The organism is Haloparvum alkalitolerans, from assembly GCF_055381565.1.
The window spans coordinates 1,767,512-1,789,737 of the sequence record NZ_AP043938.1 but is presented as its reverse complement, the minus strand read 5'-3'; the positions used below and the strand labels follow the sequence as shown (position 1 = coordinate 1,789,737).

The following is a 22,226-nucleotide window of genomic DNA, read 5'->3' as shown; positions in this document are numbered from 1 at the left end:
TGGTTCCGTTCGTTACGCCACGTTCGTGGCCTCGAACCGCGCACCGCCATCCGCGCCCTCGGTCACGGCGATCTCCCAGTCGTGTATCTCCGCGATTCCTTGGACGATGGAGAGGCCGTAGCCGGGGCTGTCCTCCTGGGTCGAAAAGCCGGATTCGAACACGGCCTCGCGGTCCGCGGGCGGGATGCCGGTGCCGTCGTCCTCGACGTAGAAGCCGTCGCCGAGGGGACCGACGCGGATCTCGTCGGCGTCGCCGTGGTCGATCGCGTTCCAGAACAGGTTCTCGAAGAGCCGCCTGAGCTGGCTGTCGTACGCCTCGAAGTCGGCGTCACCCTCGACCGTGAGCTCGGCACCCTCGGACGAGACGGTCTCCCACGCCTCGGGAGCGGCCGTCGCGAGCGAGACCGACGAGAGGTCCAGCTCGTCGCCGCGAGCGACGTGGAGGAGCTCGTCGATGAGGTTGCGCATCCGGTTGTGCGCCTGGGCGACGGCTTCGAGGTGCTCGAAATCGCCCGTCTCCTTCGCCAGCTGGAGTCGCCCTTCCGCCACACTAAGCGGGTTCCTGAGGTCGTGGGAGACGGTGCTCGCGAACGACTCCAACAGCTCGTTGCGGTACTGGATCTCCTGTTGTCGGTCCTTGTCGTCGGTCACGTCGCGCGAGTGGATGAACAGCCCTTCATCGACGGGCTGGACGCTCACTTCGAGCCACATTCCCCGGGGCTCGAACTCCGTCTCGAACTCGACCGCCTCGTCGGCCGCCATCGCTCCCCGCAGGTGAGAGTGCAGCTCCGTCCCCTCCGCCTCGGGGAACACGTCCCACAGCGCTTCGCCTGTCGCTCGCGGCGCCGGACAGCCGGTTCGCCGCTCCATCTCCTCGTTCCAGTAGGTGATCGTCCAGTCCTCGTCGACCGTGTAGAAGCCGCCCGTCTGCTCGTACAGCGTCAGTAGTCGATCCTTTGCTATCTCGGCCTGATGTTCCGATCGGCGCCGTCCGACCAGCGTGTCGATCCGGTTCGCGAGCAGCTCGTACGCCTCCGTGCCGCCCTTCTGGAGGTAGGAGCTCGCGCCCGCGTTGATCGCCTTCGAGGCGATCTCCTCGCTCCCCTTGCCAGTGAAGAGCACGAACGGGAGGTTCGGGTACTCCCCGCGGACCGCTTCGAGGAACTCCAATCCGTCCATCCCCGGCATATCGTAGTCGCTCACGACGCAGTCGACGGTCGCCTCGCGGGTCCGGTCGAGCGCCTCCGCAGGATCGTGTTCCGTGATCACGGTGAAGCTCTCGTCGAGCTTGTTCAGGTACGTCCGAACTAGCCCCGAAAACTGCGGGTCGTCGTCCACGTGCAGCACGACGGTGGACTCGTCAGTCTCGATCTGACTCATTCTGGCCTCGAGTACGGACCCGACCGCGGAAAAATAAACTGGTACGTTCTTGGTACGTCCTGTCAGGTACAAGAGTCTCCGTCCGGTAGGGTGGCGGACGGACGAATGGGACAGGAATCGGACACGGCGGCGTACGTGCTGAACTCGAAGTATCGCCGCGGCGTGCTGCGGGAGCTCGGAGACACGGACCGAGCGACGCCGACGCAGCTGGCGGAGGCGGTCGACGAGCCGCGACCACACATCTCCCGAGCGCTGTCCGAACTCCGCGAGGAAGACGTGGTTGAACTCCGGGTGTCCGAGGGGCGCAGCGTCGGCCGGTACTACGGTCTGACCGACGACGGCGAGGGCGTCTGGACGGAGATCCGGGACCGGCTCCGCAAAGTGGAGTGGTCCGTGAGCGAGCCGTCGACGGACCGCCAGCGGCGGCTCGTGGATCGCGCCCGAGACGCGTTCGGCGACGAGCTCCGCTCGGTCGGGTGCTGCGAGGGCGACTCGGTGCGGTTCCTGTTCGCGGACGAAGCGGTACTATCGGACTACTCGACGGAGGCGTTCGAGGAGATGCTGCGGACGTTCCTCTTCGACCACTCGCTGAGCGAGGTGACGATTCCGACGGACAGCTGTCAGTCGGAGGTGACCCACTTCGAGGAGTTCTCCGTTCTCAGAGTCCCGACCGGCGAGGCGGCGGGCGTGTTCGTTTCGGTGGCCGGCGACGGGGGGTTGGACACGCCGGATTTCGCCGAGACGGTGGCGTCGATGTTCGACGATCGTCCGCCCTGATCTCCACTTCGGCGTCCGGTCCGTGCTGCGTCGTCGTCGCCGTCCGCACCGTCCAAGATCGGCGTCCGTCGCCGGACCGCGGCCGCGACGCCTTTTACCACGGAGCCCACACGGCCAGACATGAGCGACCGCTCCGAGAAGCTGACCGACGCCTTCGAGCACACCGACTACGACCTCGTGACCGCCAGCGAGAACCGCGACCGGGTGCGCGTCGCGGTGCTGCCCGCGGGGGCGGACCCGGACGCGCTCCGCGCGATCATCGAGGAGGCGCTGGACGCGGACGCGCTGCTCGGCTTCACCGTCACCACGGAGACGGTCGACGCCAACGACACCATCGGGACGGTCGCCTCGTTCCGTCGGCGGGACTGAGCCCGACGCCTCAGGCGTCGAGCCGCTCTTCCCACTCCTCGGCGGGCAAGGACTCGCGGGTCACGCCGTCCGGGCCCTGTGCGAGCAGCAGCGTGATGGCGTCGTCCATCACGTCCGGCGGGAGCACGCCGTCGCGTTCCGCCTCCGGCAGGTGGTCCCAGAAGCCGGTCGCGGCGCGGCCGCCGGGGTCCAGACAGTTCACGTTGACGCCGTCCGCTTCCACCTCGTCGGCCAGCGTTCGCGAGAAGCCCTCCAGGCCCCACTTGGAGGCGACGTAGGGGCCCCAGCCCGCGGCCGCGCGGCGGCCGAGTCCCGAGGAGACGTTGATCACGTTACCGCGGCCCGCCGCCACCATGTGCGGGACCGCGTGCTTGGCACAGAGGAACGCCCCGGTGAGGTTCACCTCGAGGATCAGTCGCCAGTCGTCGGCGTCGACGGTCACGGTGTCCCGCAGTTCGTCGTGGAGGCTCAGCATGCCGACGCCGGCGTTGTTGACGAGGCCGGTGGGTGCTCCGAACGCGTCGACGGTCGCGTCGACGAGCGCCTCGACGGCCGCCTCGTCGGTCACGTCCGCGGGCGCGACGAGCGTCTCGCCTGGGGCGTCCGCGACGTCGGCGGCGACGTCGTCGAGCGCCGCCTCGTCGCGGGCGGACAGCACTACGTTCGCACCCTCGCGAGTCAGTCGGCGGGCCATCGAGGCACCGAGGCCGCGGCTGGCCCCGGTGACGATCACGGTCTCGGCAGAGAGGTCGGTCATGGTCGCCGTCGGTGCCGGGAACGCAAAACGTGTGCGAAACGACGGGCGGTCGTCGCTGCGCACTGATGCGGCGCTGTATCCTCGCTTCCCTCGGTAGAATTAAATGCGATTACGCCGCCAGTTCGTGACGGAAGCCGCGTCGGCGCGGGGCGTACGGAAACGTCCCGGGTGCCCTACCACCCGAGACGTGGCTTCCACGCCCGCGAGGGCGTTCCCCGGAAGCCATGCAAACGAACACACACCGCGATATTGAGTGTTGCCCACCGACCGCCATCGGGAGCCGCGGGGGCGCCGTCTGGTCCCTCCAGACCCATGTGTCGGTATAACCCCGACTGCGACGAGGATCCCGCGGTCGTGGCCGTCCGCGAGCCCGGATGGGTCGTCCCGAGCTGTTGCGGTGCCAGGAGGCCGATAGACCTGCCACCGAGCGACTCCGGGTGAGCCCTACTCCGCGGCGATCACGTCGTCGATGCGGAGGATCTGCCCGGTCGCGTCCGTCGCGGACGCGACTGCCTCCCGCTTGACGGCCGCGGGGTCGACGATCCCGTACTCGACGGGGTCGGCGACGACGCCGGAGCGTCCGTCGCTCACGATCCCGGCGCGACCGGTCGACTCGTGGGCCGCGCGCAGGTCGACGAGCGCGTCGATGGGGTCGAGACCCGCGTTCTCGGCGAGCGTTCGGGGGAGCGCGTCGACCGCGTCCGCGAACGCCTCGATGGCGAGCTGCTTGCGACCCTCGACGCCCGCGGTCGCGCTCCGGACGCGGTCCGCGATCGCGATCTCCGTCGCGCCCGCGCCGGGGACGACGCCGCCAGTGAGGGCGGCGACGACCACGTCGACGGCGTCCTCCGTGGCGCGCTCCAGTTCGGCGAGGACGTGTTCGGTGCTGCCGCGGAGCAGCAGGGTAACGGGGCCGTCCGTATCGCCGCCGCGGACGAACGTCAGGTCGTCCTCGCCGTGGCGCTCGACGGTGAGGGACGCGGCCGTTCCGAGGTCGTCGGCGTCGAGATCCGCGAGGGTGCCGAGCCGCTTCGCGCCCGTGACCGACGCGACCGCGCCGGCGTCGGCGCTGCTCACGTTCGTGAACGCGAGGACGCCGGCGTCGGCGAGGTAGCCCGCGACGCGGTCGTCGATCCGCTTCGAGCAGACGAGCGCGTCGACGCCCGCGTCGGCGAGCGTCCGCGCGTAGCCGCGCAGTTCGTCGTCCTCGGCGCGGATCGCGGCGTCGAGCTGGTCGACGGAGCTGATCGCGTACTCGGCGCCGACCTCGCCGGTGCGGACCTCGAGCGCGGCGTCGAGGACGGCGACCGTCGCGTCGGTCACTTCGCGGGGCATGTCGTCGGTCGCCGGCTCCTCGTCGAGGAGGATCCCCTCGACCAGTTCGGAGCCCGAGGACGCGGCGCCGGCCCGCGCGTGGAGGCGCACGTCCTCGCGGTCGACGCCGTCGTCGGTCTCGACGCGGCGGACGGCCGCGACGACCAGGTCGGCGAGCGCCGCGGCCGTCACGTCGCCGGTCCCCTTGCCGGTCATCGAGGATTCCGCGACCTGCGCGAGCAGGTCGTCGTCGAGGTCAGCATCGAGCAGGCACTCGTCGATGGCCTCCTCGGCGATCCGTGCCGCCTCGTGGTACCCTTCCACGACGACGCTCGGGTGAACGTCGTCGTCGAGCAGGTCCTCGGCGCGGGCGAGCAGTTCGCCGGCGAGCACCGCGGCGGTGGTGGTGCCGTCGCCGACCGTCTCCTCCTGCGTCTCGCTCACCTCGACGAGCATCTGTGCGGCGGGGTGTTCGATGTCCATCTCCCGGAGGATGGTCGCGCCGTCGTTGGTGATCACCACCTCGCCGGCGGTGTCGACGAGCATCTTGTCCATCCCGCGGGGACCGAGCGTGGTTCGGACCGCGCTCGCCACCGCACGCCCGGCGCGGATGTTCGAGTCCTGCGCGGCCCGTCCGCGCGTTCGACTGCTGTCCTCGGACAGAACGTACATCGGTTGCTGCATGCGTGCGGCCATACTCAGTGCCCCTAGAGGCTAGCAGTTCTATATATCCGTTTCGGTGCGATTGGGAGGAAAACACCGGACTACGCCGGGGGCGACTCGGCGCGAGCCGTCAGCGCTCCGACCGGCGTCCGCGGTCGCGTCCCGCGGCGCCGCGGGTCGACCGACAGGCACATGTGGAGCGGACGAAAGGTTCTACCATGCTCGGGCTGGAACACGGGTTCCGGATCGTGGACGTGCACGCGCGTCTCGATCCCGACGCGGAGTCCGTGGAGACGCACGGCCGCGACATCTCGCCCGAACGCCTGGAGCGCGAGATGCATCAGGCCGGCGTGGTGCGCGCGGCGGTCTCTCCCGGCCAGCGCCCGCCGGGCGAGAGCTATCTCCGAGCGAACAACGCCGTCGCTCGGCTCAGCGTCGACCGGCCCTTCCTCGCGTTCGCGCGGCTCAACGGTCCCGTCGACCCGCGCGATAACCCGATCGCGCGGCTCAGGAACCTCCGCACCGAGCGCGCCGACCACCACACGCGCCCGGACGACGTGGAGCAGTACGCCTACGACGACCGGTTCCACGGGTTCACGATCGTCCCGGCTGCCGACGGCGTCCCGGGAGAAGACGTGCTCGAACAGCTCGCGGACGCGGACCTGCCGGTGCTGGTCCACGGCGGCGAGCGGTTCACCCCGTCGATGGTCGAACGCACCCTGCTCCCGTACGACTTCCCGGTGGTGCTGGCCGGCTTCGGTGGCTACCCGCTCGATGAGGGACTGATGACCGAGGCGCTCGACCTGCTCGACGACCACGACCGGCTCTACCTCGACACCAGGGCCGTCCGGTACCGCAACGTCCTCGAGCGGGGCGTGCTCGAACACCCCGACCGGATCCTGTTCGGGAGCGGCGTCCCCGAGGCCCACCCGAACGTCGGCGTGATGGAGGTGCTGACGCTGGACGTCTCCGAGGACCTGATGCAGCGCGTCTTCACGAAGAACCCCTCGCGAGTGATCCCGGGGCTGGCGGCCGGCGCCGATTTCTGAACCCTCCGCATCGCCGTCTCGTTCCTTCGGTGCCGTTGTGTGCGATGGGTGGTGTGCGGTCGCGGTGCTGTGCGGGGTGGTGCGGTGCTGTGCGGTCGGCGCGCGCCGCGGCGACCCTGTGTCGCCGCGACCGCGCGAGGTCGCCAGCGCGCTACTGCACGCTGGCTGCTCGAAAATCTCCGATTTTCGGTGGAGGGCGCGGGCCGGCCGCCTGCGGTGCTGTGCGGTTCGCGGCCGGCCCGCGGCCGAGGCTGGGGAGGCGTGAGGCTGCCGTGCGGTTGCGGGGCGGTCGCGGTGCGGGGTGGGACTGAAAGGGGCAGTCGGCTGGGGCTTTCGAGATGTTGCTGTCCCGATCAGCAGGATCTGCGACAGAAACAAAAAACGCGTCGGAGAGACAGCCGACTGGAACCTTGTGAACTACCCTACTCGCTCACGGCCGACGCCGTTCGCTCCTTGAGGGTAGGGCTTCCTGCTTCCACGACGCGCTTTGCAGACACCGAGTCGGTGTCCACAGGGAGCGCAGTCTCCACAGGCGTTGATTCGGAGCATCCCACTCCTACGTCTTCTAGGGCGCGAGAAAGAATGTTCCACGCTGCGTTCGCGTCCCTGTCCGCCTCAAACCCACACGCCGGACAGGAGTGTTCACGGACCCACAACGGCTTATCGGTCGAGACACCGCAGGACGCGCACTCCTTGGTCGTCCCTCTCGGGTTGACCGCGGCGAAGTGCGTTCCCTCGCGCTCGCACTTGTATTCGAGTAACGAGAGGAACGTCCGCCACGCAGCAGACGCCGTGTTGCGGCTGTTCGACGGCGATTCCATCATCCCCTTCACGTTCAGGTCTTCGACTGCTACGAGGTCGTACTCCCGTGCGTAATACGCTGAGAGTTTATGGAGGAAGTCGCGGCGTTTCCGTCGGAGGTCGGCGTGACACTCCGCAACGCGCCGCCGTTGCTTCTCGTAGTTGTTCGACCCGTGCTGTTTGCGCGAGAGCTTCCGTTGCTCGCGTTCCAAGCGTTCACGTTCGTCTGACAGGTCGAGGGACCCGACTGCCATGCCGTCGGTGTCGTGAGCGTACTTGAAAATTCCCACGTCGATCCCGACGCACTTCTCGGGGTTCTCAGGCGGTTCGGGCGGTTCTCGGTCCATTTGGACGCCGAAGGTGGCGAACCACTCGCCCGTCGGTTCCTTCTTGACCGTGACTTGCTTGAGCTTCGCGTCGTCGGGGATGGAGCGGTGGAGCCGTATCGGTATGTCCGCGAGTTTCGAGAGTGACAACACAGTCTGACCACCCTTCTTGTCGAGCTTGAAGCCAGACTGGCTGTACGTGAAACTGCGGAACTCCCGTGGCGGCTTCCACTTGAGCTGACCGACGCCGTAGCCGTTCTCTTTGAGCGCGGAGAGTCCTTTGAGGTTGTCGAACAACCGTTCAACGACGGTTTGGAGAACCTTCGAGTACACGTCGGAGAGGCCGTCCCACCACTTCTTGAGCTCGGGGAGTTCCGACCGTAGCGTGGTCATGGACGGCAGTTCGCCGTGTTCGTCTTGGTACTCGTTGAGTCGGTAGAGAGTGTGGTTGTAGAGTTGCCTACAAATGTCTCGGTGGCGGTCCAACTCCTCACAATGGGCGTCGGACGGCATGAGACGGTACTTGTAGGTGTAGTACATGACCCTCTACTCGCGTTGGTTCTCGACGTACTGTTTCAGCACATCCAGCGACACCTGCCCCGTCGAGATGAGGCAGTACGAGTCGTTCCAGAACGAGTCGCCCCACAGTTCGGTTTTCAGTTCGTCCGCGTACTCGTTACGGATACGGCGAGCGGTCGCGCCTTTGACCGTGTTGATGAACTTTACGAGGTCTGTGGTTGGTTTCGCTCGGAACAGGATGTGTACGTGGTCGTCCTCGCCGTCGAGGTTCGTCAGTTCGACACCGTAGTTTTCCGTGAACCCGCTGATGACCTCGCGAATGAATTGGGTTCGCTCCTCGGTGAGCACTCCGCGCCGATATTTCGTGGTGAGTATCAGGTGGTAGTGCAGGGAATACGTCGAGTGCGCTCCCGAGTCGAGGTCGTACTCCATTGGGTTCGGCCAATGCTATACTACCCTACTGTGAAAACATTGCGATTGCGTGGGCCTGTGGGCCTGCCATTGAATCGTGTATGAGAACTGTTCGGCGCTGTATCCCCTCCCTGCTCTCGCCTCCCATTCGGTCGGCGCTCGCTGAGGAAGGGGGCTTAGCGCCTACTTTCAGCTAAACGCTGCCGTCCCGTTCAGCAGGATCCACAACTGAGAGGATCGCCGACCCCTCGCGCTACTCCTCGTCGGCCCACGGCAGCGGCTCGGTACACCAGTGACAGAAGTCGATCTCGGCGTCGGTCTCCTTGCCGCAGTTCGGGCACTGGACGGTCTCGGGGGCGTCCGTCTCGCCGCCGCTCGGGACGGCGTCCGCGAGCGGGACCGAACTCGACTCGCCGCCGCGCCGCGCCGCGCGGTTCGCGGCCGCGCCGTTGCCCCGCTCGCTCCGCCCGGTTCGTTCTTCGTCCCGTTCCGGTGCGTCGCCGGCGCGGGCCTCCGCGACCGCGGCGGCCGCCCGCCGACTGCGCTTCTCCGCGTTTTGGCGACGGGCGACGAGGAAGGCGTCGAGCACCGACAGCAGGGTCAACAGGAGGATCGGGAGCACCACGTCCGCGGGCAGCGACTCGGAGTACTCGACGACCCCCACGTTCGGGTCCGCGGGGACGGTGCCGTACAGCACTTGGAGGAGGACGCCGCCGACGATGATGGTCGCGATCCACAGGAAGGCGCGGCCCCACTTCCGGAGGAACGCGTGACCGAGGCCGGGGAACAGGAACGCGAGCAGCGCCGCCAGCCACGGCCGATATCGGTCTCGCATTGGCGGCCGTTGTCGGGCGAACCCCCTGAAGGTTCTGAATCCCGCACGGTCCGGAATCAACGTCTTTTAAGCCTCGACCGCGGAAGCGATCGGTATGGAAGGACTCGAAGACCGCACCTACACCGCGGACGCCGAGCCGGGTGACCACGTCACGGTCGCCGGCTGGGTTCACGAGGTCCGCGACCTCGGCGGCATCGCGTTCCTGATCCTCCGGGACACGGACGGGAAGATCCAGGTCAAGTTCGAGAAGGACGAGATGGACGACGAGCTCGTCGAAACCGGGCTCGGCGTCGCCCGCGAGTCGGTCGTCTCCGTGACCGGCGACGTGGAGGAGGAACCCCGCGCGCCCACCGGCGTCGAGATCACGCCCGAGTCGGTCGAGGTCATCGCCGAGGCCGACACGGAACTGCCGCTGGACCCCTCCGGCAAGGTCGACGCGGAGCTGTCGACGCGGCTCGACAACCGCACCCTCGACCTGCGGAAAGACGAGGTGAAGGCGGTCTTCGAGATCCGCTCGGAGATCCTGCGCGCCGCACGCGAGGCGTTCCGCGACGCGGACGCGACCGAGATCACCACGCCGAAGATCGTCGCCACCGGCACCGAGGGCGGGACGGAGCTGTTCCCGATCACCTACTTCGGCGAGGAGGCGTTCATGAACCAGTCGCCGCAGCTGTTCAAGCAGCTGACCGCCGGCTCCGGGCTGGAGCGCGTCTTCGAGATCGGCCCGATCTTCCGCGCCGAGGAGCACAACACGCCGCGGCACCTCAACGAGGCGACCTCCATCGACTTCGAGGGCGCCTTCTGTGACCACCACGACGCGATGGACGTCTGCGAGTCCGTCGTGCGCTCGGCCTACGAGGCGGTCGCCGAGAACTGTCAGGAACAGCTCGAGGCGCTCGGCCTCGAGGGCGAGTTCGACGTGCCCGAGGAGGCGTTCCCGCGGCTCACCTACGAGGAGGCCATCGAGGAGATCAACGCCACGGGCGCGCTCGACGAGCAGCTCGTCTGGGGCGACGACCTCCCGACCGAGGGCGAGGTCGCGCTCGGCGAGGCGGTCGGCTCCCACTACTTCATCACCGACTGGCCCAGCGAGGTGAAGCCGTTCTACATCAAGGACTACGACGACGACGAGACCCTCTCGACCGGCTTCGACCTCATGCACCCGCGCATGGAGCTCGTCTCCGGGGGCCAGCGCGAGCACCGCTACGAGGAGCTCATCGCCGGCTTCGAGCAGCAGGGGCTCGACCCCGACGAGTTCGAGTACTACACGAAGATGTTCAAGTACGGCATGCCGCCCCACGCCGGCTGGGCCATCGGCGCCGAGCGCCTCGTGATGACGATGCTCGACCTCGACAACATCCGCGAGGCCGTGCTCTTCCCGCGGGACCGGCAGCGGCTGAGTCCCTGAGACGGCGCCTCCCCGACTGCGACCGCGGTCCGCGTTTTCCGTCCCCGCTTTTCTGTCCGCCGTCCGCGATGGCAACCGTTAATCGGCGCGTCCGTCACCTCCCGGTATGAGCGACGAGAGCGCGACCGCGTTCGTCCCCGGCCACGTCACGGGCTTCTTCAGCGCCCACCCGGCCGAGCGCGCGGCCGCCGCGGGCTCGCGCGGCGCGGGCCTGACGCTGACCGACGGCGTGGAGGTCCGGATCGACCCGACGGGTTCCGAGACGACGCTGAACGGCGAGTCCGCGGAGATCGAGGCGGTCGAGACGGTGCTGGCGGAACTCGGCATCGAGGAGGATCGGAGCGTCGGCGTCGCAGCGACCACGGACCTCCCGGTCGGCTCGGGCTTCGGCGTCTCGGGCGCGGCCGCGCTCGGAACCGCGCTCGCGGCCAACGAGGCGTTCGCCTGCGGGCGCTCGGAGAACGAGCTGGTCAGACTCGCGCACGTCGCGGAGGTGGAGGCGGGCACGGGCCTCGGCGACGTGGTCGCGCAGGCGCGCGGCGGCGTCCCCATCAGGCTGGAGCCGGGCGCGCCGGGCTACGGCGAACTGGACGGCGTCCCCGCGGGCGCCCGGGTCGAGTACGTCACCTTCGGCGAGCTCTCGACCGCCGAGGTGCTCGCGGGCGACACGACCGCGCTGACGGAGGCGGGCGAGCGCGCGCTGACGGCGGTCCGTCGGACCCCGGTCCTGCCGGCGCTCATGGCCGCCTCGCGGACGTTCGCGCGCGAGGCCGGCCTGCTGGTTCCCGAGGTCGCGGAGGCGGTCGAGGCGGTCGAGGAGGCGGGCGGCGAGGCCGCGATGGCGATGCTCGGCCGGACCGTCTTCGCGCTCGGCACCGGCCTCTCGGACGCCGGCTACGACCCGGCGGTCTGTCACACTCACGCCGCGGGCGCGCGGCTGGTGGACGGGGACGAGAAATAGGAAACGCCGCGGTCAGCGGTCTCAGAACTTCTCCGTCACTCGATCTCCAGCGTTCCGTCCGCACCGCCGGCCTCTCCCTCGACTCCCTCGTCCCACTCCAACTCGAACTCGACGCTCAACTCATCCGGGCCAGACGCCACGGTCTCGCGCTCGGCCTTGACCTCGAAGATCGGGCGCTCCGGGGGCGTCAGCGTCACGGACTCGGAGCCCGCCGTCAGGGTGATCGACTCTCCCCCGTCGAGCTTGTCCGCGACCGTCCGGAGGTATGCGGCGATCTCGGCTCCGCTCATGTCGTGCTCCGACTCGAACAGCACTTCTTCGGGCATGTGGAGAATTACGTCCGCGGGTCGGATAAGTCCACACGTCGGGGTGGGGGCGTGCGGTCGCGGGCCGAGCGGAGTCGGGCGTGGGTCGAAGCTCGACAGCGTCGGAGGCGACCGCGGTCAGTACGTTTCGACGGCGACGTCGAGGCGCTCGAAGTCCGAGACGTTTCGCGTCAGGACCGGTTCGTCGACGACCTCGGCCGTCGCCGCGATGATCACGTCGCCGTCGCCGACGGGAGTTCCGTCGGTTTGCAACTCGCCGGAGAGCCGGCCGGCCTTCCGCATGACCGCGGTGTCGGCCGGGTGAACGGGCTTTGACGAGAGGACTGCTTCGACCTTTTCCCGTTCCGACTCGGATCGCGTCGCGCGAGCGATCCCATAGGACAACTCGAACAGCGTCATCGACGAGAGCCGTTGCTGGACGAGATCGCGCTCCAGTTCGCGTGCTTTCTCGACTGCGGCCTCGTCGCCGTCCATCAGGTCGATGAGGAAGGACGTGTCGAGGAGCACGCTATCCCCCTCGCATCCGGTCCGCCATCTCCTCCAGTTCCTCCGCTCGTCGCTCGCGGCGCTCGTCGACCGCGTCCCGGAGCGCGTCCGCCTCCTCGTCGCTCAACACTCCTGCAAGTTCCGACAGCGACCGCTCCCCGGCCAACCGCAGCACGACCTCCGAAAACGTCTCGTCGTCGCGTTTGTGGGCCGCGAGCCGGTCATACGCCTCCTCGGAGAGGCGGATGCTCTTCGACATGTGCATACGGTCGTATGCAGATCCACAAAGAGCTTTTGCCGTCCGCGAGCGGATTACTGGCCGAGAGGCCGCCTATCCCGTCGCGCGCTCGCGCCACTCCCGCTCAATCCGCCCCTCGTCCGCGAGCTTGATCAGGTGCGCGGCGACGGTCGCCCGCGCCAGGTCGCGGACGCCGGTCAGGTCCTTCTCGTAGGCGGCGTCGAGGACCGCCTCGACCGTCTCGGCGCCGTGCTCGACGGCCGCGAGCACCGCCTCCTCGCGCGCCAGCCGGTGCTCGATAAGGCGGGTCGCGGTCGCCGCGGGGTCGGTGATCGTCGGGCCGTGACCCGGATGGATGGCCTCGAACCCGGCGTCGCGCACAGTTCGGAGGCTCTCCAGGTACGCGCGCAGGTCGCCCTCCGGCGCGCCGACGACGACGGAGCCGTCCGCGACCATGAGGTCGCCGCCGAGGAGGGACCGGCTTTCGGCATTTCTGTCGCCGGTCGCGAAGCAGACGTGGTCCGGCGCGTGGCCGGGCGTTTCGAGGACGCGAGCCGGCCCGACGCGGTCGCCGTCCGCGAAGGTGCGGTCGGGTTCGACGCCGGTCCGGGACAGAAAGCGCTCCGCGTGGTCCGCGTGGGCCCACACCGTCGCGTCGGCCTCCGCGGCGTAGTGGGCCACCCCACCGACGTGGTCCGGGTGCGTGTGGGTGACGGCGACGTGGTCGACGGCGGCAGGGTCGATCGCCGGGGAGACTCCCGCCGGGTCCACTAGCAGCGAGCCGACGAGGTAGGCGTTCGTCTCGCCCCCGGGCGCGCGCGTTTCGACCGGAAGCGGGACGCGGGTCGGCCCGTCGGAGGAAGGCGGCCCGTCGGAAGCGGGCGGATCAGGCGTCACGGCCGGGGATGGGCACGGAGGGCTCGCCGGCGTCCGCGGTCACGGCGGTCGCGAACAGCGAGAGGTCCGCGACGCCGTCGTCGACCGCCGCGACCGAGTCGTACGGGCGGCCGACGACGATGTCGCCGGCTTTGCTCCGGTTGATGCCGGGGATCGCGGTCAGCTCGTCCATCGAGGCCGCGTTCACGTCCAGCGGGTAGGGGACGCCCGTGATCGACCGGTAGCCGTGGTCGGTGATCGCCACGTCGAGCGTCGTGCCGAGTTCCCGCTCGCCCGGCACCGCGACGAGCAGGGGGTAGGTGCCGAGCTGGCGGCCGAACGTCTTGCCGTCCTGGTGGTACTCCAGGTGCACGTCCGGGAGGATCGTCCCGGGCGGGACGACGCGCTGGAGCATCGGGTTGTCGATGGTCTCGCGCACCTCCTTCTTGTACGCCTGGAACTGCTGCTTGTGGTCCCGGGCGATCTCCGCGCCCGTCTCGGCCATCTCGGTGCCCGCGAACGCCATCACCTGCCGGATGTTGATCCGGCGGAGCATCAGCCCCTCGTCGTACACCGACTGGAGGAACGCGCGGTTGTGCTCGAACGTCTCCGCGCGTTCGCCCTCCAGCCCGTGGACGAGGTTGATCCCCGGCAGGAGCTTCGGGAGCCGCGGGGAGGCGTCCGGGCCGGTGGAGGGGCCGGTCACGCGGTCGTCGCTCCCGGGCGTCGCCTCGGGGGTGTCGCCGGGGCGCCAGCCGCCCTCCTCGTTGACGACGCGGACCGCCTCCAGACACTCCTCCGCGGAGACGAGCAGGTTGTTCTTCTCCCGCACCACGGGGTCCGCGGACTCCAGCCCGAACGCGGCCGTGTCGCCGGGCGTGTTGTGCTCGGCGATGACCCGGATAGCCTCACGCGACTTCTCGGGGTAGTCCGTGATCGTCACGGGGTTCATGTTGTCGAGGTGGAGCGTGTCGAGGTCGGGCGCCACCTCGCGGATGCCGCCGTAGAGGTCGCGCAGGGCGTCCGGATTGGGGGCCTCGCCGTCGCCGCCGAACGCGAGGATGTCCGCCTGCCGGCCGAGCCGGAAGTGGCTCACGCCGCGGTTCGAGAGCGCGTCGACCTCGTCGACGACCGAGCGCGCCTCGCGGAACGCCGGGTTGCCGTACAGCGGTTCGGTACAGAACGAACAGCGGTAGGCACAGCCGCGGGAGGTCTCCAGTTCCGCGATCAGGTAGTCGGGGTGGTTGGGGTGCTGCTCGACGACGAACGCGCCCGCCGCGGCCCACCGGTCCACCTCCGCGTTGTCACGCATGCGGTTGTTGAACCCCTCCAGTCCGGAGTCGACGAGGTCGAAGGCGGCCGCCTCGACGTCGCCCTTCGCCACGAAGTCGTAGTCGAGGTCGTCGCGCTCCATCTCCTGTGCGCCGGCGTTCTCCTCGCCGACGCCGAAGCGGACGGGCCCCCCGAGCAGCGTCTCGCCCTCGGCGGTCCACGCGAGCTCGCGGACCTCGTCCGGCTCCGCCGGCGTGCCGCCGACGTACTTGCCGGGGACGGTCATGCCGCCGACGTAGACGAACAGGTCCGCCCGCTGCACGTCGGCCCACTTGTTGCGGTCCTCACGGAGTTCGTCGATGGTGTGGTAGGTGATCGCGGACTCGGGAACGCCCGCGTCCACGAGCGCGCCGGCCGTGTATCGGGGGTACGTCGAGACGTACGGCGGCACGCCGAAGTGCGCCGGCTCGTCGACGTACCCGTCGACGATGGTCACGGTGAGGTCGGCCGGGTCGGTCATGGACGCCGATACTCCGCGGAGACGCTAAAACCCCGCGAACCGGGGGTGGGCTCACGTCCGGGGGGTGCGGGCCGACGGCGCGGAGGGGGTGGACTTACGACCGCGGCGGCCGAAGGGGACGTATGGACGCGCTCGTCGGCGCCATCCTGATCGGCCTCCCCGCGCTGTGGCTCGTCGGGATGGCCGGGTACGCCTACCGCGACGCCGCCCGGCACGGGATGAACGCGCGGAAGTGGGCGGCGGTCAGCCTGTTCGTCCCCTTCTTCGGCTTCTTCGCCTACCTGTTCGAGCGCGACGAGCGCGACTACGACCCACGCGAGGACCCGTACGCCCGCGGCGCGTACAACGTCCACGAGTCGCGAGACGAGGAGTAAGCGTCCATCTCTGACCCGAAAGGTAGGGTCAACCCCGTCTCAAAAGTCCCCGCTGGCTCTCCGTACGACGTTTTTGAAACTACTGTCGATCCTGCTGATCTGGACAGCACCACCCAGAAAGCCCCAGCCGGCTCGACCGGCCGCGACACGCGCTGCGCACCTCGCTCTCCACACCGCCCGCTGCGGTGCTTGCGGTGCCGGGGCCGGACCGAGCCGACTGCCCCTTTCAGTCCCACCCACAGCACCGCACCGCGACCGCCCCGCAACCGCACCACAACCGCACCGCAGCCTCACACCTCCCCAGCCTCGCTGCAGCCGCGGTCGCGCGACCGCCCCGCTGCGCGACCGCGGCTGCGAGCTCCCTCGCGCGCGTTTCTCGCGCGCGCCGACAGCTCAGCTCCCCTATCATGAGTCCACCACTCATGAGTCTCGTGACCGCCCCACGGCACTTAAGCCGGCCGCGACCCAACCTTCGGGCATGCCCTCGACGAAGGAGATCAAGTGCGAGAACGCCGACTGCGAGCTCGACATGTTCGAGAACCACTACACCTACGACGTCCCCGAGGACCACTCCGTCGCGGACCTCTCGTGTCCCTACTGCGGCGGCTCGGAACTCGCCGAGATCGAGGTGTGAGATGGGGCGGCTCCTCGACACCGGGCGCGCGGCGGTCCGCGGCGCGCTCTCGAAGGTCGGCCGCGGCTGGAGCCACGTGCAGGAGCGCCGGCCGCTCGACTCCGACCTGCTGGAGAGCGACGACGCCTACCTCGTCGTCTTCGACGCGCCGGGCGTCCGCGGCGACGACGTGGAGGTCCGCTTCTCGGACCACACGATCGAGGTGACCATGGAGCGGTTCCGCGAACCGCGCGCGGGCTTCGAGACCGTCTTCCCCGGCCGCGGCACGACGCTGTCCGGGAGCGCCGACCTCCCCGCGGACGCGGACGTGAACCCCGACGGCGCGGCCGCGACGCTGAAACGGTCCGGCACGCTGCAGGTGGAGATCCCCAAGACCGGCGCGGCCGATGCGGTCCCCGTCACCGAGTCCGACGACGAGGACTGATCGGCCGACCGACGCTTCTCTCAGTCGTCCGCCGCCTCGCGGTCGGCCGCCATCGCGTCGAGTTCCGGCGCTTCGGCCTCCTCGGCGCGCCCCGCGCGGAGTTTGCCGGCCGCCACACAGCAGAGGTAGATGCCGACGGCGACCAGCACGATGACGCCGCCCGCGGTCGCCTCCGCGTAGTAGGAGACGCCGATGCCGAGGATCACCGCCAGCTCCGCGAGCACGACGGAGGAGAGGAGCGCGCCGGTGAAGCTCCGCGAGACCTGGGTGGCGGCGGCGACCGGCACGACGAGCATCGCGGCGACGAGGATGACGCCCATGATCTGCATCGCGCCGACGACCACCATCGCCGTGAGCACGACCGTTGCGCGGTTGTACCAGTTCACGCGGATCCCGGCGACGCGCGCGGCCGTCTCGTCGAAGGTGACGTACAGCAGCTGGTTGCGCGCGACCGCGACCGTGCCGACGATGACGGCGAACAGCACCACAAGCAGGGCCGCGTCGTCCGCGGCGACGGTCGCGAGGTTGCCGAAGAGGTACTGGTCGACGCTGACCGAGAGGCCGCCCGCGTTGAGGCTGATCAGGACGGTCCCGAGCGCGAACCCCGTCGAGAGCACGATGGCCATCGATACGTCGTTGTACGCGTCCGTCACCTCCGAGATGAGTTCGATGGCGAGCGCCGCGATCATCGCGACGATCACCGCGGTCAGGTACGGCGAGACGCCGAAGTCGAGGACGGCGTTCAGGAACAGCCCGACCGCGACGCCCGCGAACGCGGTGTGCGCGAGCGCGTCCCCGATCAGGGCCAGTTGCCGGTGGACGAGGAACGTCCCGATCAGCGGCGCCATCACGCCGATGCAGAGCCCGACGAGGAGCGCGCGGTGCATGAACGGGTAGTCGAGCAGGCCGAGCCCGGTGACCTCGGCGAGCCGGAACATGAGCCACGACCACGCCGAAAGCAGCCAGTAGAGCGGCGCGAGGAGGGCGTCAATCATCGGTCCTCACCCCTCGGCGGCGTCCCGAAGCCGGACGCGGTGCCGGCCCGTTCCCCGTCACTGGGCGGGGATCCCTCCGCGTCGGCCACGAGGCCCGCGGTCGCGCCGAACGCCCGCGCCAGCGCGTCGCTGTCGAGGAACGCCTCGGTCGGCCCGTCGAAGTAGACCTCGCGGTTCAGACACACCACGCGCTCGGCATGGTCGGTCACCGCGCCGAGGTCGTGCTCGATCAGGAGGACCGTGATGCCCCGGTCGTTGAGCGCGTCCAGCAGGTCGTAGAACGCCTCGACGGACTCGGCGTCGACGCCGACGGTCGGCTCGTCGAGGACCAGCAGCTCGGCGTCGCTCGCCAGCGCCCGGGCGATGAACGCCCGCTGGCGTTGCCCGCCCGAGAGCTTCGTTATCTGCCGATCAGCGAACGCCTCCATCCCCACCGTGGCGATGGCGTCGTCGACCGCGGCCCAGTCGTCCGGCGAGAGCCGCCCGAACCCGACGTGCGGGAACCGACCCATCTTCACGACCTCGCGGACGGTGATCGGCATCGAGGAGGCGTCGCGGGCGCCCTGTGCGACGTAGCCGACGCGCTCGCCGGCGTCGAAGCCGGCCGCGCGCTCGCCGAACAGCCGGGCGCTCCCGGCGTCGGGCTCTTCCAGTCCGAGGATCAGGCGCAGGAGCGTCGACTTGCCGGAGCCGTTCGGGCCGACGACCGCGACGTACTCGCCCGCCGCGACGCGCAGCGACACGTCCTCGATCACCGGCGTCGCGGCGTACGCGAACGAGACGTCCTCGAGGGCGACGAGTGGCGAAGAGGTGGGGGATCCCGCACCGCTCATTCGAAGTTCCTCCACTGTTCGGCCCACCCCTCCGGCCCGGCCTCTTCGGGCGGGACGTTGCCGAGCACCACGTCGAACGTAGGCAGGTTGACGTTGTCGGCGATCTCCTCGTACCCCCACCCCGCCTCGACCCAGTCCTCGCGGACCCCGGCGTAGGGCGTGACGGGGAAGTACGCCTCCACCCCGGTCTCGGCGATCAGCTGCTCGGCCGGCTTCCGGCTCTCGAAGACGCCGGCGCCCACGTACCGGATGTCGTTGGCGTCGATGACCTCCTTCGCGCGCCGGATGTCGGAGGGCTTCACGTCGCCGCTGGCCGCGAGGTTGACGACGAGCGGCCGGATCTCCACGTCGTAGCGGTCGGAGACGTAGCCGAACGCGTTGTGAGCCGCCAGCTGGACGACCCCGCGGTCGGCGCGGTCGAACGTCGCGGCGTAGCGCTCGTCGACGGCCGCGAGCACGTTCTCCGTGTAGGCGTCGCCGTTCGCGCGGAACGTCGCCTCGTGGTCCGGGAACGACTCGGCGAACCCCTCGACGATGTTGTCGACCGCGGTCGCCGCCCGCGTCGGGTCGAGCCAGAAATGCGGGTCGAGCGCGCGGTCGTCGCCGACGCCCTCCTCGTCGCGGTCGAGGCTCTCCGCGAGCGGGATCAGGTCGACGCCCTCCCGGACGTTGATCAGGTCCGTGTCCGCCCCGTCGTCGTGAACGGTCTCGATGGCGCGGTCGGCCCACGGCTGGAAGTCGGCGCCGACGTGAACGAACGCGTCCGCCTCGAGGATGTCGCGCGTCACGCTCGCGTCCGGCTCCCAGCCGTGGCCGTGGAGCCCGGTCGGGACGAGGTTCTCGACGGTCACGGGCGTGTCCGCGGCCACCTCCCGTGCGAAGTCGTAGAAGCTGAAGAAGGAGGCGACCGCGCGCGGCCCCTCGGTCTCCCCGGTCGACCCGAGGGCGGTGCCGTTCAGACACCCCGCCGCGCCGGCGGCGAGCCCGCTCGCGCCCGCCGCGAGCAGTCGTCGCCGGGTGAGGGTGTCCCCCCGGACGGCGGTCGTTTCTATCTTACTCATTATCGGACCGTGGGTAGTAGAGATACAAAAGGACTTCTATCGAATAGAAAAATTAGACATGTCTAAACTATTGTCTGAGGGTCGAGGTCCGACCCGTTCCGACCCATTCAAGTCCGCTTGTGTCGATCCAACTCGCATGGACAACGCGGACGGCACGCGCGAACGAGGCGGCGGGGACGACGGGGACAGACGCGACCGCGCCTGGGAGCGCGGGACCCCCGGCGGGGGTGTCACGCCGGAGGCGCGCGGCATCGAGGCGCGCGCGCCCGAGGAGTTCGGCCTGGTGCAGGCGTGGTGGGGCGACGGGAAGGGGAAGACGACCGCGGCGCTCGGGATGGGGTTCCGCGCGGCGGGCCACGGCTTCCGGGTCCACATGCTCCAGTTCATGAAGGGCGGCGCCGACTCCGTCGAGGCGGTCCGGGGCGAGTACGACGCCATCGCCGCGGTGCCGGGCTTCTCCTATGAGAACACGGGTCACTACGGCTGGCACGGCTTCCGCGACGGCTCCGCGGACGACGACCACGCCGCGAAGGCGCAGGGCGGACTGGCCCGCGCGCGAGACCTGATCGACGCGGCCGCCGACGCCGACCTCGACGCCCCCCTGCCGCTCGACGGCGAGGCCGAGGACGGCGTCCACCTCCTGATCCTCGACGAGGTGCTGTACGCGGTCGACAAGGGGCTGCTCGAGGAGTCGGACGTGCTCGACCTGATCGAGGCCAAGCCGCCGTCGCTCGAACTCGTGGTGACGGGCAGCCACGCGAAGCCCGAGTACCTCTACGAGGAGGCGGACCTGATCACCCGCGTCGCCAAGGAGAAACACCCCATCGACGAGGGCCAGCGCGCCCGCATGGGCACGGAGTTTTAGCGCATGGCCGGAGGGGACGAGCAGTCGGGCGGCCGACCGGCCCGCACGCTCCTCGTCGCCGGCACGGCCTCCCACGTCGGCAAGTCGACGGTCGCGGCCGGGCTCTGTCGGGTCCTCGCCGACCGCGGCGTCTCCGTCGCGCCGTTCAAGGCCCAGAACATGTCGAACAACGCGCGGGCGGTGCCGAAGTCGGCCGAGGTCGACGGAACGGACGAAGGCCGGGACGAGGCCGCGGCCGGCACGGGCTTCGGCGAGGTCGGCGTCTCCCAGTACGTGCAGGCCCGCGCCGCGCGCGTCCGCCCGGAGACGGACCACAACCCCGTCCTCCTGAAGCCCCGCGGCGGCGGGGAGTCGCAGTTGGTGCTGAACGGCGAGGCGGTCGCCCACTACGCGGCCGGCGACTACTACGACGAGCACTGGCACGACGCCCGCGCGGCGGCGGTCGCGGCCCACGCGCGCCTCGCGAGCGCCCACGACGTGGTCGTCGCGGAGGGCGCCGGCTCCATCGCCGAGATCAACCTCCAGCACCGCGACCTGGCGAACGTCGAGACGGCGCGGGTCGCGGACGCTCAGATCCTGCTCGTCGCGGACATCGAGCGGGGCGGCGTCTTCGCGTCGCTCGTGGGGACGCTGGAGCTCCTGCCCGACGACCTCCGCGAGCGCGTCATCGGGGCCGTGATCACCAAGTTCCGCGGGGACCGCTCGCTGCTCGCGCCCGGGATCGAGGAGTTCGAGGACCGGACCGGCGTGCCGGTGCTGGGCGTGGTTCCCCACGACGACCCCGGACTCCCCGAGGAGGACAGCGTCGCGCTCCCGGCGCGGGGCGAGCGCGCGGTCCGCGGCGCCGACGACGGCGTCCCGGCGGAGCTGGCGGTGACGGTCGCGGTCCCGCGGCTCCCGCGCGCCTCAAACGTGACGGACCTGGAACCGCTCGCCGCCGAACCGGGCGTCCGCGTGGCGTACGTTCCGGTCCGGGACACCGACCGGGAGGACGGGTCCGTGGCTGCCGACCCCTTCGCCGACGCCGACGCGGTCGTGGTGCCGGGCACCAAGAACACCGTCGACGACCTGATCGCGCTCCGCGAGGCCGGCCTCGTCGACGCGCTCCGGGGCGTCTCGGGGCCGGTCGTCGGCCTCTGCGGCGGCTACCAGATGCTCGGCGAGCGCATCCTGCGCGCGGACGTGGAGGGGACGGGCGACCGCGAGACGGTGGCGGGCATCGGCCTGCTCCCGGTCGAGACAGCCTTCAGCGCCGACAAGCGCGTCGTCGCGACGACGCTCGACCTCGACGGGGCCGGACCGCTCGCGGGCGCCTCGGGGCCGGTCGAGGGGTACGAGATCCACATGGGCGAGACGCGGCTCGCGCCGGACATCGACGAGGGCGCGGTCCGGTTCCCCTTTTCGCCGACGGAAAACGCGACCGGGCACGACGGACGTGCGGATGCGGTGCTCGGGACCGCGGTCGACCGCGGGGGCGACCGCGCCGGCGTCCTCGGCACCTACCTCCACGGGCTGTTCGAGAACGACACGCCCCGGGAGGCGTTCGTGGACGCCGTCTTCGCCGCCGCCGGACGGGACCGGGCCGAAGCGCTCGCGCGCGCGGACGCCGACGCGGCCGGGTCTCCGCACGACCGCGCCGCGGACCTGCTGCGTACCCACGTGGACCTCGGGGCGCTCGGCCTCCCCGACGGCCGTCGGTCGGCCGGCGACCTTTTCGACGGCGGCCGAGCGGATAATTTTTAACCGAGAAGG

The 22,226-nt window shown here is 69.9% G+C and carries 24 protein-coding genes; 10 read left to right on the top strand and 14 right to left on the bottom strand.

Going from position 1 to position 22,226, the window contains the following annotated elements; genetic code table 11:
- Positions 1–12: 12 nt before the first annotated feature.
- Positions 13–1,380, bottom strand: coding sequence for a response regulator (locus tag ACZ432_RS11265; RefSeq protein WP_426962323.1), 1,368 nt, complete (start codon positions 1,378–1,380; stop codon positions 13–15).
- A gap of 105 nt (positions 1,381–1,485) precedes the next feature.
- On the opposite strand from ACZ432_RS11265, the gene ACZ432_RS11260 reads away from it, so the two are divergent.
- Together ACZ432_RS11260 and ACZ432_RS11255 are read left to right on the top strand one after the other, a co-directional pair.
- A complete protein-coding gene (locus ACZ432_RS11260; protein WP_426962324.1) occupies positions 1,486–2,157 on the top strand; it encodes a winged helix-turn-helix domain-containing protein in 672 nt (223 codons plus the stop codon).
- Positions 2,158–2,277: 120 nt separating this feature from the next.
- Positions 2,278–2,526, top strand: a complete 249-nt coding sequence (locus tag ACZ432_RS11255) for a hypothetical protein (protein WP_426962325.1) — start codon at positions 2,278–2,280, stop codon at positions 2,524–2,526.
- Between the two features lie 10 nt (positions 2,527–2,536).
- Here ACZ432_RS11255 and ACZ432_RS11250 read toward each other — a convergent pair whose 3' ends face one another.
- Positions 2,537–3,283 carry an SDR family NAD(P)-dependent oxidoreductase gene (locus ACZ432_RS11250; protein WP_426962326.1) on the bottom strand — a complete coding sequence of 249 codons (747 nt, stop codon included), beginning with the start codon at positions 3,281–3,283 and terminating at the stop codon, positions 2,537–2,539.
- Positions 3,284–3,727: 444 nt separating this feature from the next.
- A complete protein-coding gene (gene thsA / locus ACZ432_RS11245; protein WP_426962415.1) occupies positions 3,728–5,281 on the bottom strand; it encodes a thermosome subunit alpha in 1,554 nt (517 codons plus the stop codon).
- 197 nt (positions 5,282–5,478) lie between these two features.
- Between thsA and ACZ432_RS11240 the strand changes: the two genes are divergently transcribed.
- Positions 5,479–6,309, top strand: coding sequence for an amidohydrolase family protein (locus tag ACZ432_RS11240; RefSeq protein ID WP_426962327.1), 831 nt, complete (start codon positions 5,479–5,481; stop codon positions 6,307–6,309).
- 422 nt (positions 6,310–6,731) lie between these two features.
- Here ACZ432_RS11240 and ACZ432_RS11235 read toward each other — a convergent pair whose 3' ends face one another.
- From ACZ432_RS11235 to ACZ432_RS11225, 3 genes are all read right to left on the bottom strand, one after another.
- Positions 6,732–7,976 (bottom strand): RNA-guided endonuclease InsQ/TnpB family protein, encoded by a 1,245-nt coding sequence (locus tag ACZ432_RS11235; RefSeq protein ID WP_058365539.1) that lies wholly within the window; start codon positions 7,974–7,976, stop codon positions 6,732–6,734.
- A 6-nt stretch (positions 7,977–7,982) separates the two neighbouring features.
- Complete coding sequence (gene tnpA / locus ACZ432_RS11230; protein WP_058365538.1) at positions 7,983–8,387, bottom strand: IS200/IS605 family transposase; 405 nt, start codon at positions 8,385–8,387, stop codon at positions 7,983–7,985.
- A 232-nt stretch (positions 8,388–8,619) separates the two neighbouring features.
- On the bottom strand, positions 8,620–9,201 hold the full coding sequence (locus ACZ432_RS11225) for a TM2 domain-containing protein (RefSeq protein WP_058365537.1): 582 nt from the start codon (positions 9,199–9,201) through the stop codon (positions 8,620–8,622).
- 94 nt (positions 9,202–9,295) lie between these two features.
- Here ACZ432_RS11225 and aspS point away from each other — a divergent pair, with 94 nt between their 5' ends.
- Complete coding sequence (aspS, locus tag ACZ432_RS11220) at positions 9,296–10,609, top strand: aspartate--tRNA(Asn) ligase (protein ID WP_426962328.1); 1,314 nt, start codon at positions 9,296–9,298, stop codon at positions 10,607–10,609.
- A 106-nt stretch (positions 10,610–10,715) separates the two neighbouring features.
- Positions 10,716–11,570 (top strand): pantoate kinase, encoded by an 855-nt coding sequence (locus ACZ432_RS11215; protein ID WP_426962329.1) that lies wholly within the window; start codon positions 10,716–10,718, stop codon positions 11,568–11,570.
- Positions 11,571–11,605: 35 nt separating this feature from the next.
- Here ACZ432_RS11215 and ACZ432_RS11210 read toward each other — a convergent pair whose 3' ends face one another.
- The 5 genes from ACZ432_RS11210 to ACZ432_RS11190 form a co-directional block, all read right to left on the bottom strand.
- On the bottom strand, positions 11,606–11,896 hold the full coding sequence (locus ACZ432_RS11210) for an amphi-Trp domain-containing protein (protein ID WP_426962330.1): 291 nt from the start codon (positions 11,894–11,896) through the stop codon (positions 11,606–11,608).
- A gap of 117 nt (positions 11,897–12,013) precedes the next feature.
- Complete coding sequence (locus ACZ432_RS11205) at positions 12,014–12,403, bottom strand: type II toxin-antitoxin system VapC family toxin (protein ID WP_426962331.1); 390 nt, start codon at positions 12,401–12,403, stop codon at positions 12,014–12,016.
- A 1-nt stretch (position 12,404) separates the two neighbouring features.
- A complete protein-coding gene (locus ACZ432_RS11200) occupies positions 12,405–12,641 on the bottom strand; it encodes an antitoxin VapB family protein (protein ID WP_426962332.1) in 237 nt (78 codons plus the stop codon).
- 72 nt (positions 12,642–12,713) lie between these two features.
- Positions 12,714–13,517, bottom strand: a complete 804-nt coding sequence (locus ACZ432_RS11195) for an MBL fold metallo-hydrolase (RefSeq protein ID WP_426962333.1) — start codon at positions 13,515–13,517, stop codon at positions 12,714–12,716.
- Positions 13,507–15,288, bottom strand: a complete 1,782-nt coding sequence (locus tag ACZ432_RS11190; RefSeq protein WP_426962334.1) for a radical SAM protein — start codon at positions 15,286–15,288, stop codon at positions 13,507–13,509. The genes ACZ432_RS11195 and ACZ432_RS11190 overlap by 11 nt, the downstream gene beginning before the upstream one ends.
- 122 nt (positions 15,289–15,410) lie before the next feature.
- Between ACZ432_RS11190 and ACZ432_RS11185 the strand changes: the two genes are divergently transcribed.
- The 3 genes from ACZ432_RS11185 (at position 15,411) to ACZ432_RS11175 (ending at position 16,720) form a co-directional block, all read left to right on the top strand.
- Entirely contained in the window at positions 15,411–15,662 is a 252-nt protein-coding gene (locus tag ACZ432_RS11185) for a PLD nuclease N-terminal domain-containing protein (protein ID WP_426962335.1), read from the top strand.
- Between the two features lie 478 nt (positions 15,663–16,140).
- A complete protein-coding gene (locus tag ACZ432_RS11180) occupies positions 16,141–16,296 on the top strand; it encodes a DUF7559 family protein (protein WP_176696635.1) in 156 nt (51 codons plus the stop codon).
- A 1-nt stretch (position 16,297) separates the two neighbouring features.
- Entirely contained in the window at positions 16,298–16,720 is a 423-nt protein-coding gene (locus ACZ432_RS11175) for an Hsp20/alpha crystallin family protein (protein ID WP_426962336.1), read from the top strand.
- Positions 16,721–16,740: 20 nt separating this feature from the next.
- On the opposite strand, the gene ACZ432_RS11170 is transcribed toward ACZ432_RS11175, so the two are convergent.
- The 3 genes from ACZ432_RS11170 to ACZ432_RS11160 are packed head-to-tail and all read right to left on the bottom strand — an operon-like array spanning position 16,741 to position 19,609.
- Positions 16,741–17,715: a metal ABC transporter permease gene (locus ACZ432_RS11170; protein WP_426962337.1), complete on the bottom strand. Its 975-nt coding sequence runs from the start codon at positions 17,713–17,715 to the stop codon at positions 16,741–16,743.
- Positions 17,712–18,548 (bottom strand): metal ABC transporter ATP-binding protein, encoded by an 837-nt coding sequence (locus tag ACZ432_RS11165; RefSeq protein WP_426962338.1) that lies wholly within the window; start codon positions 18,546–18,548, stop codon positions 17,712–17,714. Before ACZ432_RS11165 ends, ACZ432_RS11170 begins: the two co-directional genes overlap by 4 nt.
- Positions 18,545–19,609 carry a metal ABC transporter substrate-binding protein gene (locus tag ACZ432_RS11160; protein WP_426962339.1) on the bottom strand — a complete coding sequence of 355 codons (1,065 nt, stop codon included), beginning with the start codon at positions 19,607–19,609 and terminating at the stop codon, positions 18,545–18,547. Before ACZ432_RS11160 ends, ACZ432_RS11165 begins: the two co-directional genes overlap by 4 nt.
- Before the next feature lie 136 nt (positions 19,610–19,745).
- Here ACZ432_RS11160 and ACZ432_RS11155 point away from each other — a divergent pair, with 136 nt between their 5' ends.
- Both ACZ432_RS11155 and ACZ432_RS11150 read left to right on the top strand, forming a co-directional pair.
- On the top strand, positions 19,746–20,474 hold the full coding sequence (locus ACZ432_RS11155; RefSeq protein ID WP_426962340.1) for a cob(I)yrinic acid a,c-diamide adenosyltransferase: 729 nt from the start codon (positions 19,746–19,748) through the stop codon (positions 20,472–20,474).
- Between the two features lie 3 nt (positions 20,475–20,477).
- Positions 20,478–22,217 (top strand): cobyric acid synthase, encoded by a 1,740-nt coding sequence (locus ACZ432_RS11150; protein WP_426962341.1) that lies wholly within the window; start codon positions 20,478–20,480, stop codon positions 22,215–22,217.
- Positions 22,218–22,226 lie beyond the last annotated feature (9 nt).

Excerpts from the sequence above, each read along its gene's own strand:
- ACZ432_RS11265 (WP_426962323.1), bottom strand. The coding sequence starts at position 1,380 with ATGAGTCAGATCGAGACTGACGAGTCCACCGTCGTGCTGCACGTGGAC.
- ACZ432_RS11260 (WP_426962324.1), top strand. The coding sequence starts at position 1,486 with ATGGGACAGGAATCGGACACGGCGGCGTACGTGCTGAACTCGAAGTAT.
- ACZ432_RS11255 (WP_426962325.1), top strand. The coding sequence starts at position 2,278 with ATGAGCGACCGCTCCGAGAAGCTGACCGACGCCTTCGAGCACACCGAC.
- ACZ432_RS11250 (WP_426962326.1), bottom strand. The coding sequence starts at position 3,283 with ATGACCGACCTCTCTGCCGAGACCGTGATCGTCACCGGGGCCAGCCGC.
- thsA (WP_426962415.1), bottom strand. The coding sequence starts at position 5,281 with ATGCAGCAACCGATGTACGTTCTGTCCGAGGACAGCAGTCGAACGCGC.
- ACZ432_RS11240 (WP_426962327.1), top strand. The coding sequence starts at position 5,479 with ATGCTCGGGCTGGAACACGGGTTCCGGATCGTGGACGTGCACGCGCGT.
- ACZ432_RS11235 (WP_058365539.1), bottom strand. The coding sequence starts at position 7,976 with ATGTACTACACCTACAAGTACCGTCTCATGCCGTCCGACGCCCATTGT.
- tnpA (WP_058365538.1), bottom strand. The coding sequence starts at position 8,387 with ATGGAGTACGACCTCGACTCGGGAGCGCACTCGACGTATTCCCTGCAC.
- ACZ432_RS11225 (WP_058365537.1), bottom strand. The coding sequence starts at position 9,201 with ATGCGAGACCGATATCGGCCGTGGCTGGCGGCGCTGCTCGCGTTCCTG.
- aspS (WP_426962328.1), top strand. The coding sequence starts at position 9,296 with ATGGAAGGACTCGAAGACCGCACCTACACCGCGGACGCCGAGCCGGGT.
- ACZ432_RS11215 (WP_426962329.1), top strand. The coding sequence starts at position 10,716 with ATGAGCGACGAGAGCGCGACCGCGTTCGTCCCCGGCCACGTCACGGGC.
- ACZ432_RS11210 (WP_426962330.1), bottom strand. The coding sequence starts at position 11,896 with ATGCCCGAAGAAGTGCTGTTCGAGTCGGAGCACGACATGAGCGGAGCC.
- ACZ432_RS11200 (WP_426962332.1), bottom strand. The coding sequence starts at position 12,641 with ATGTCGAAGAGCATCCGCCTCTCCGAGGAGGCGTATGACCGGCTCGCG.
- ACZ432_RS11190 (WP_426962334.1), bottom strand. The coding sequence starts at position 15,288 with ATGACCGACCCGGCCGACCTCACCGTGACCATCGTCGACGGGTACGTC.
- ACZ432_RS11185 (WP_426962335.1), top strand. The coding sequence starts at position 15,411 with ATGGACGCGCTCGTCGGCGCCATCCTGATCGGCCTCCCCGCGCTGTGG.
- ACZ432_RS11180 (WP_176696635.1), top strand. The coding sequence starts at position 16,141 with ATGCCCTCGACGAAGGAGATCAAGTGCGAGAACGCCGACTGCGAGCTC.
- ACZ432_RS11175 (WP_426962336.1), top strand. The coding sequence starts at position 16,298 with ATGGGGCGGCTCCTCGACACCGGGCGCGCGGCGGTCCGCGGCGCGCTC.
- ACZ432_RS11170 (WP_426962337.1), bottom strand. The coding sequence starts at position 17,715 with ATGATTGACGCCCTCCTCGCGCCGCTCTACTGGCTGCTTTCGGCGTGG.
- ACZ432_RS11165 (WP_426962338.1), bottom strand. The coding sequence starts at position 18,548 with ATGAGCGGTGCGGGATCCCCCACCTCTTCGCCACTCGTCGCCCTCGAG.
- ACZ432_RS11160 (WP_426962339.1), bottom strand. The coding sequence starts at position 19,609 with ATGAGTAAGATAGAAACGACCGCCGTCCGGGGGGACACCCTCACCCGG.
- ACZ432_RS11155 (WP_426962340.1), top strand. The coding sequence starts at position 19,746 with ATGGACAACGCGGACGGCACGCGCGAACGAGGCGGCGGGGACGACGGG.
- ACZ432_RS11150 (WP_426962341.1), top strand. The coding sequence starts at position 20,478 with ATGGCCGGAGGGGACGAGCAGTCGGGCGGCCGACCGGCCCGCACGCTC.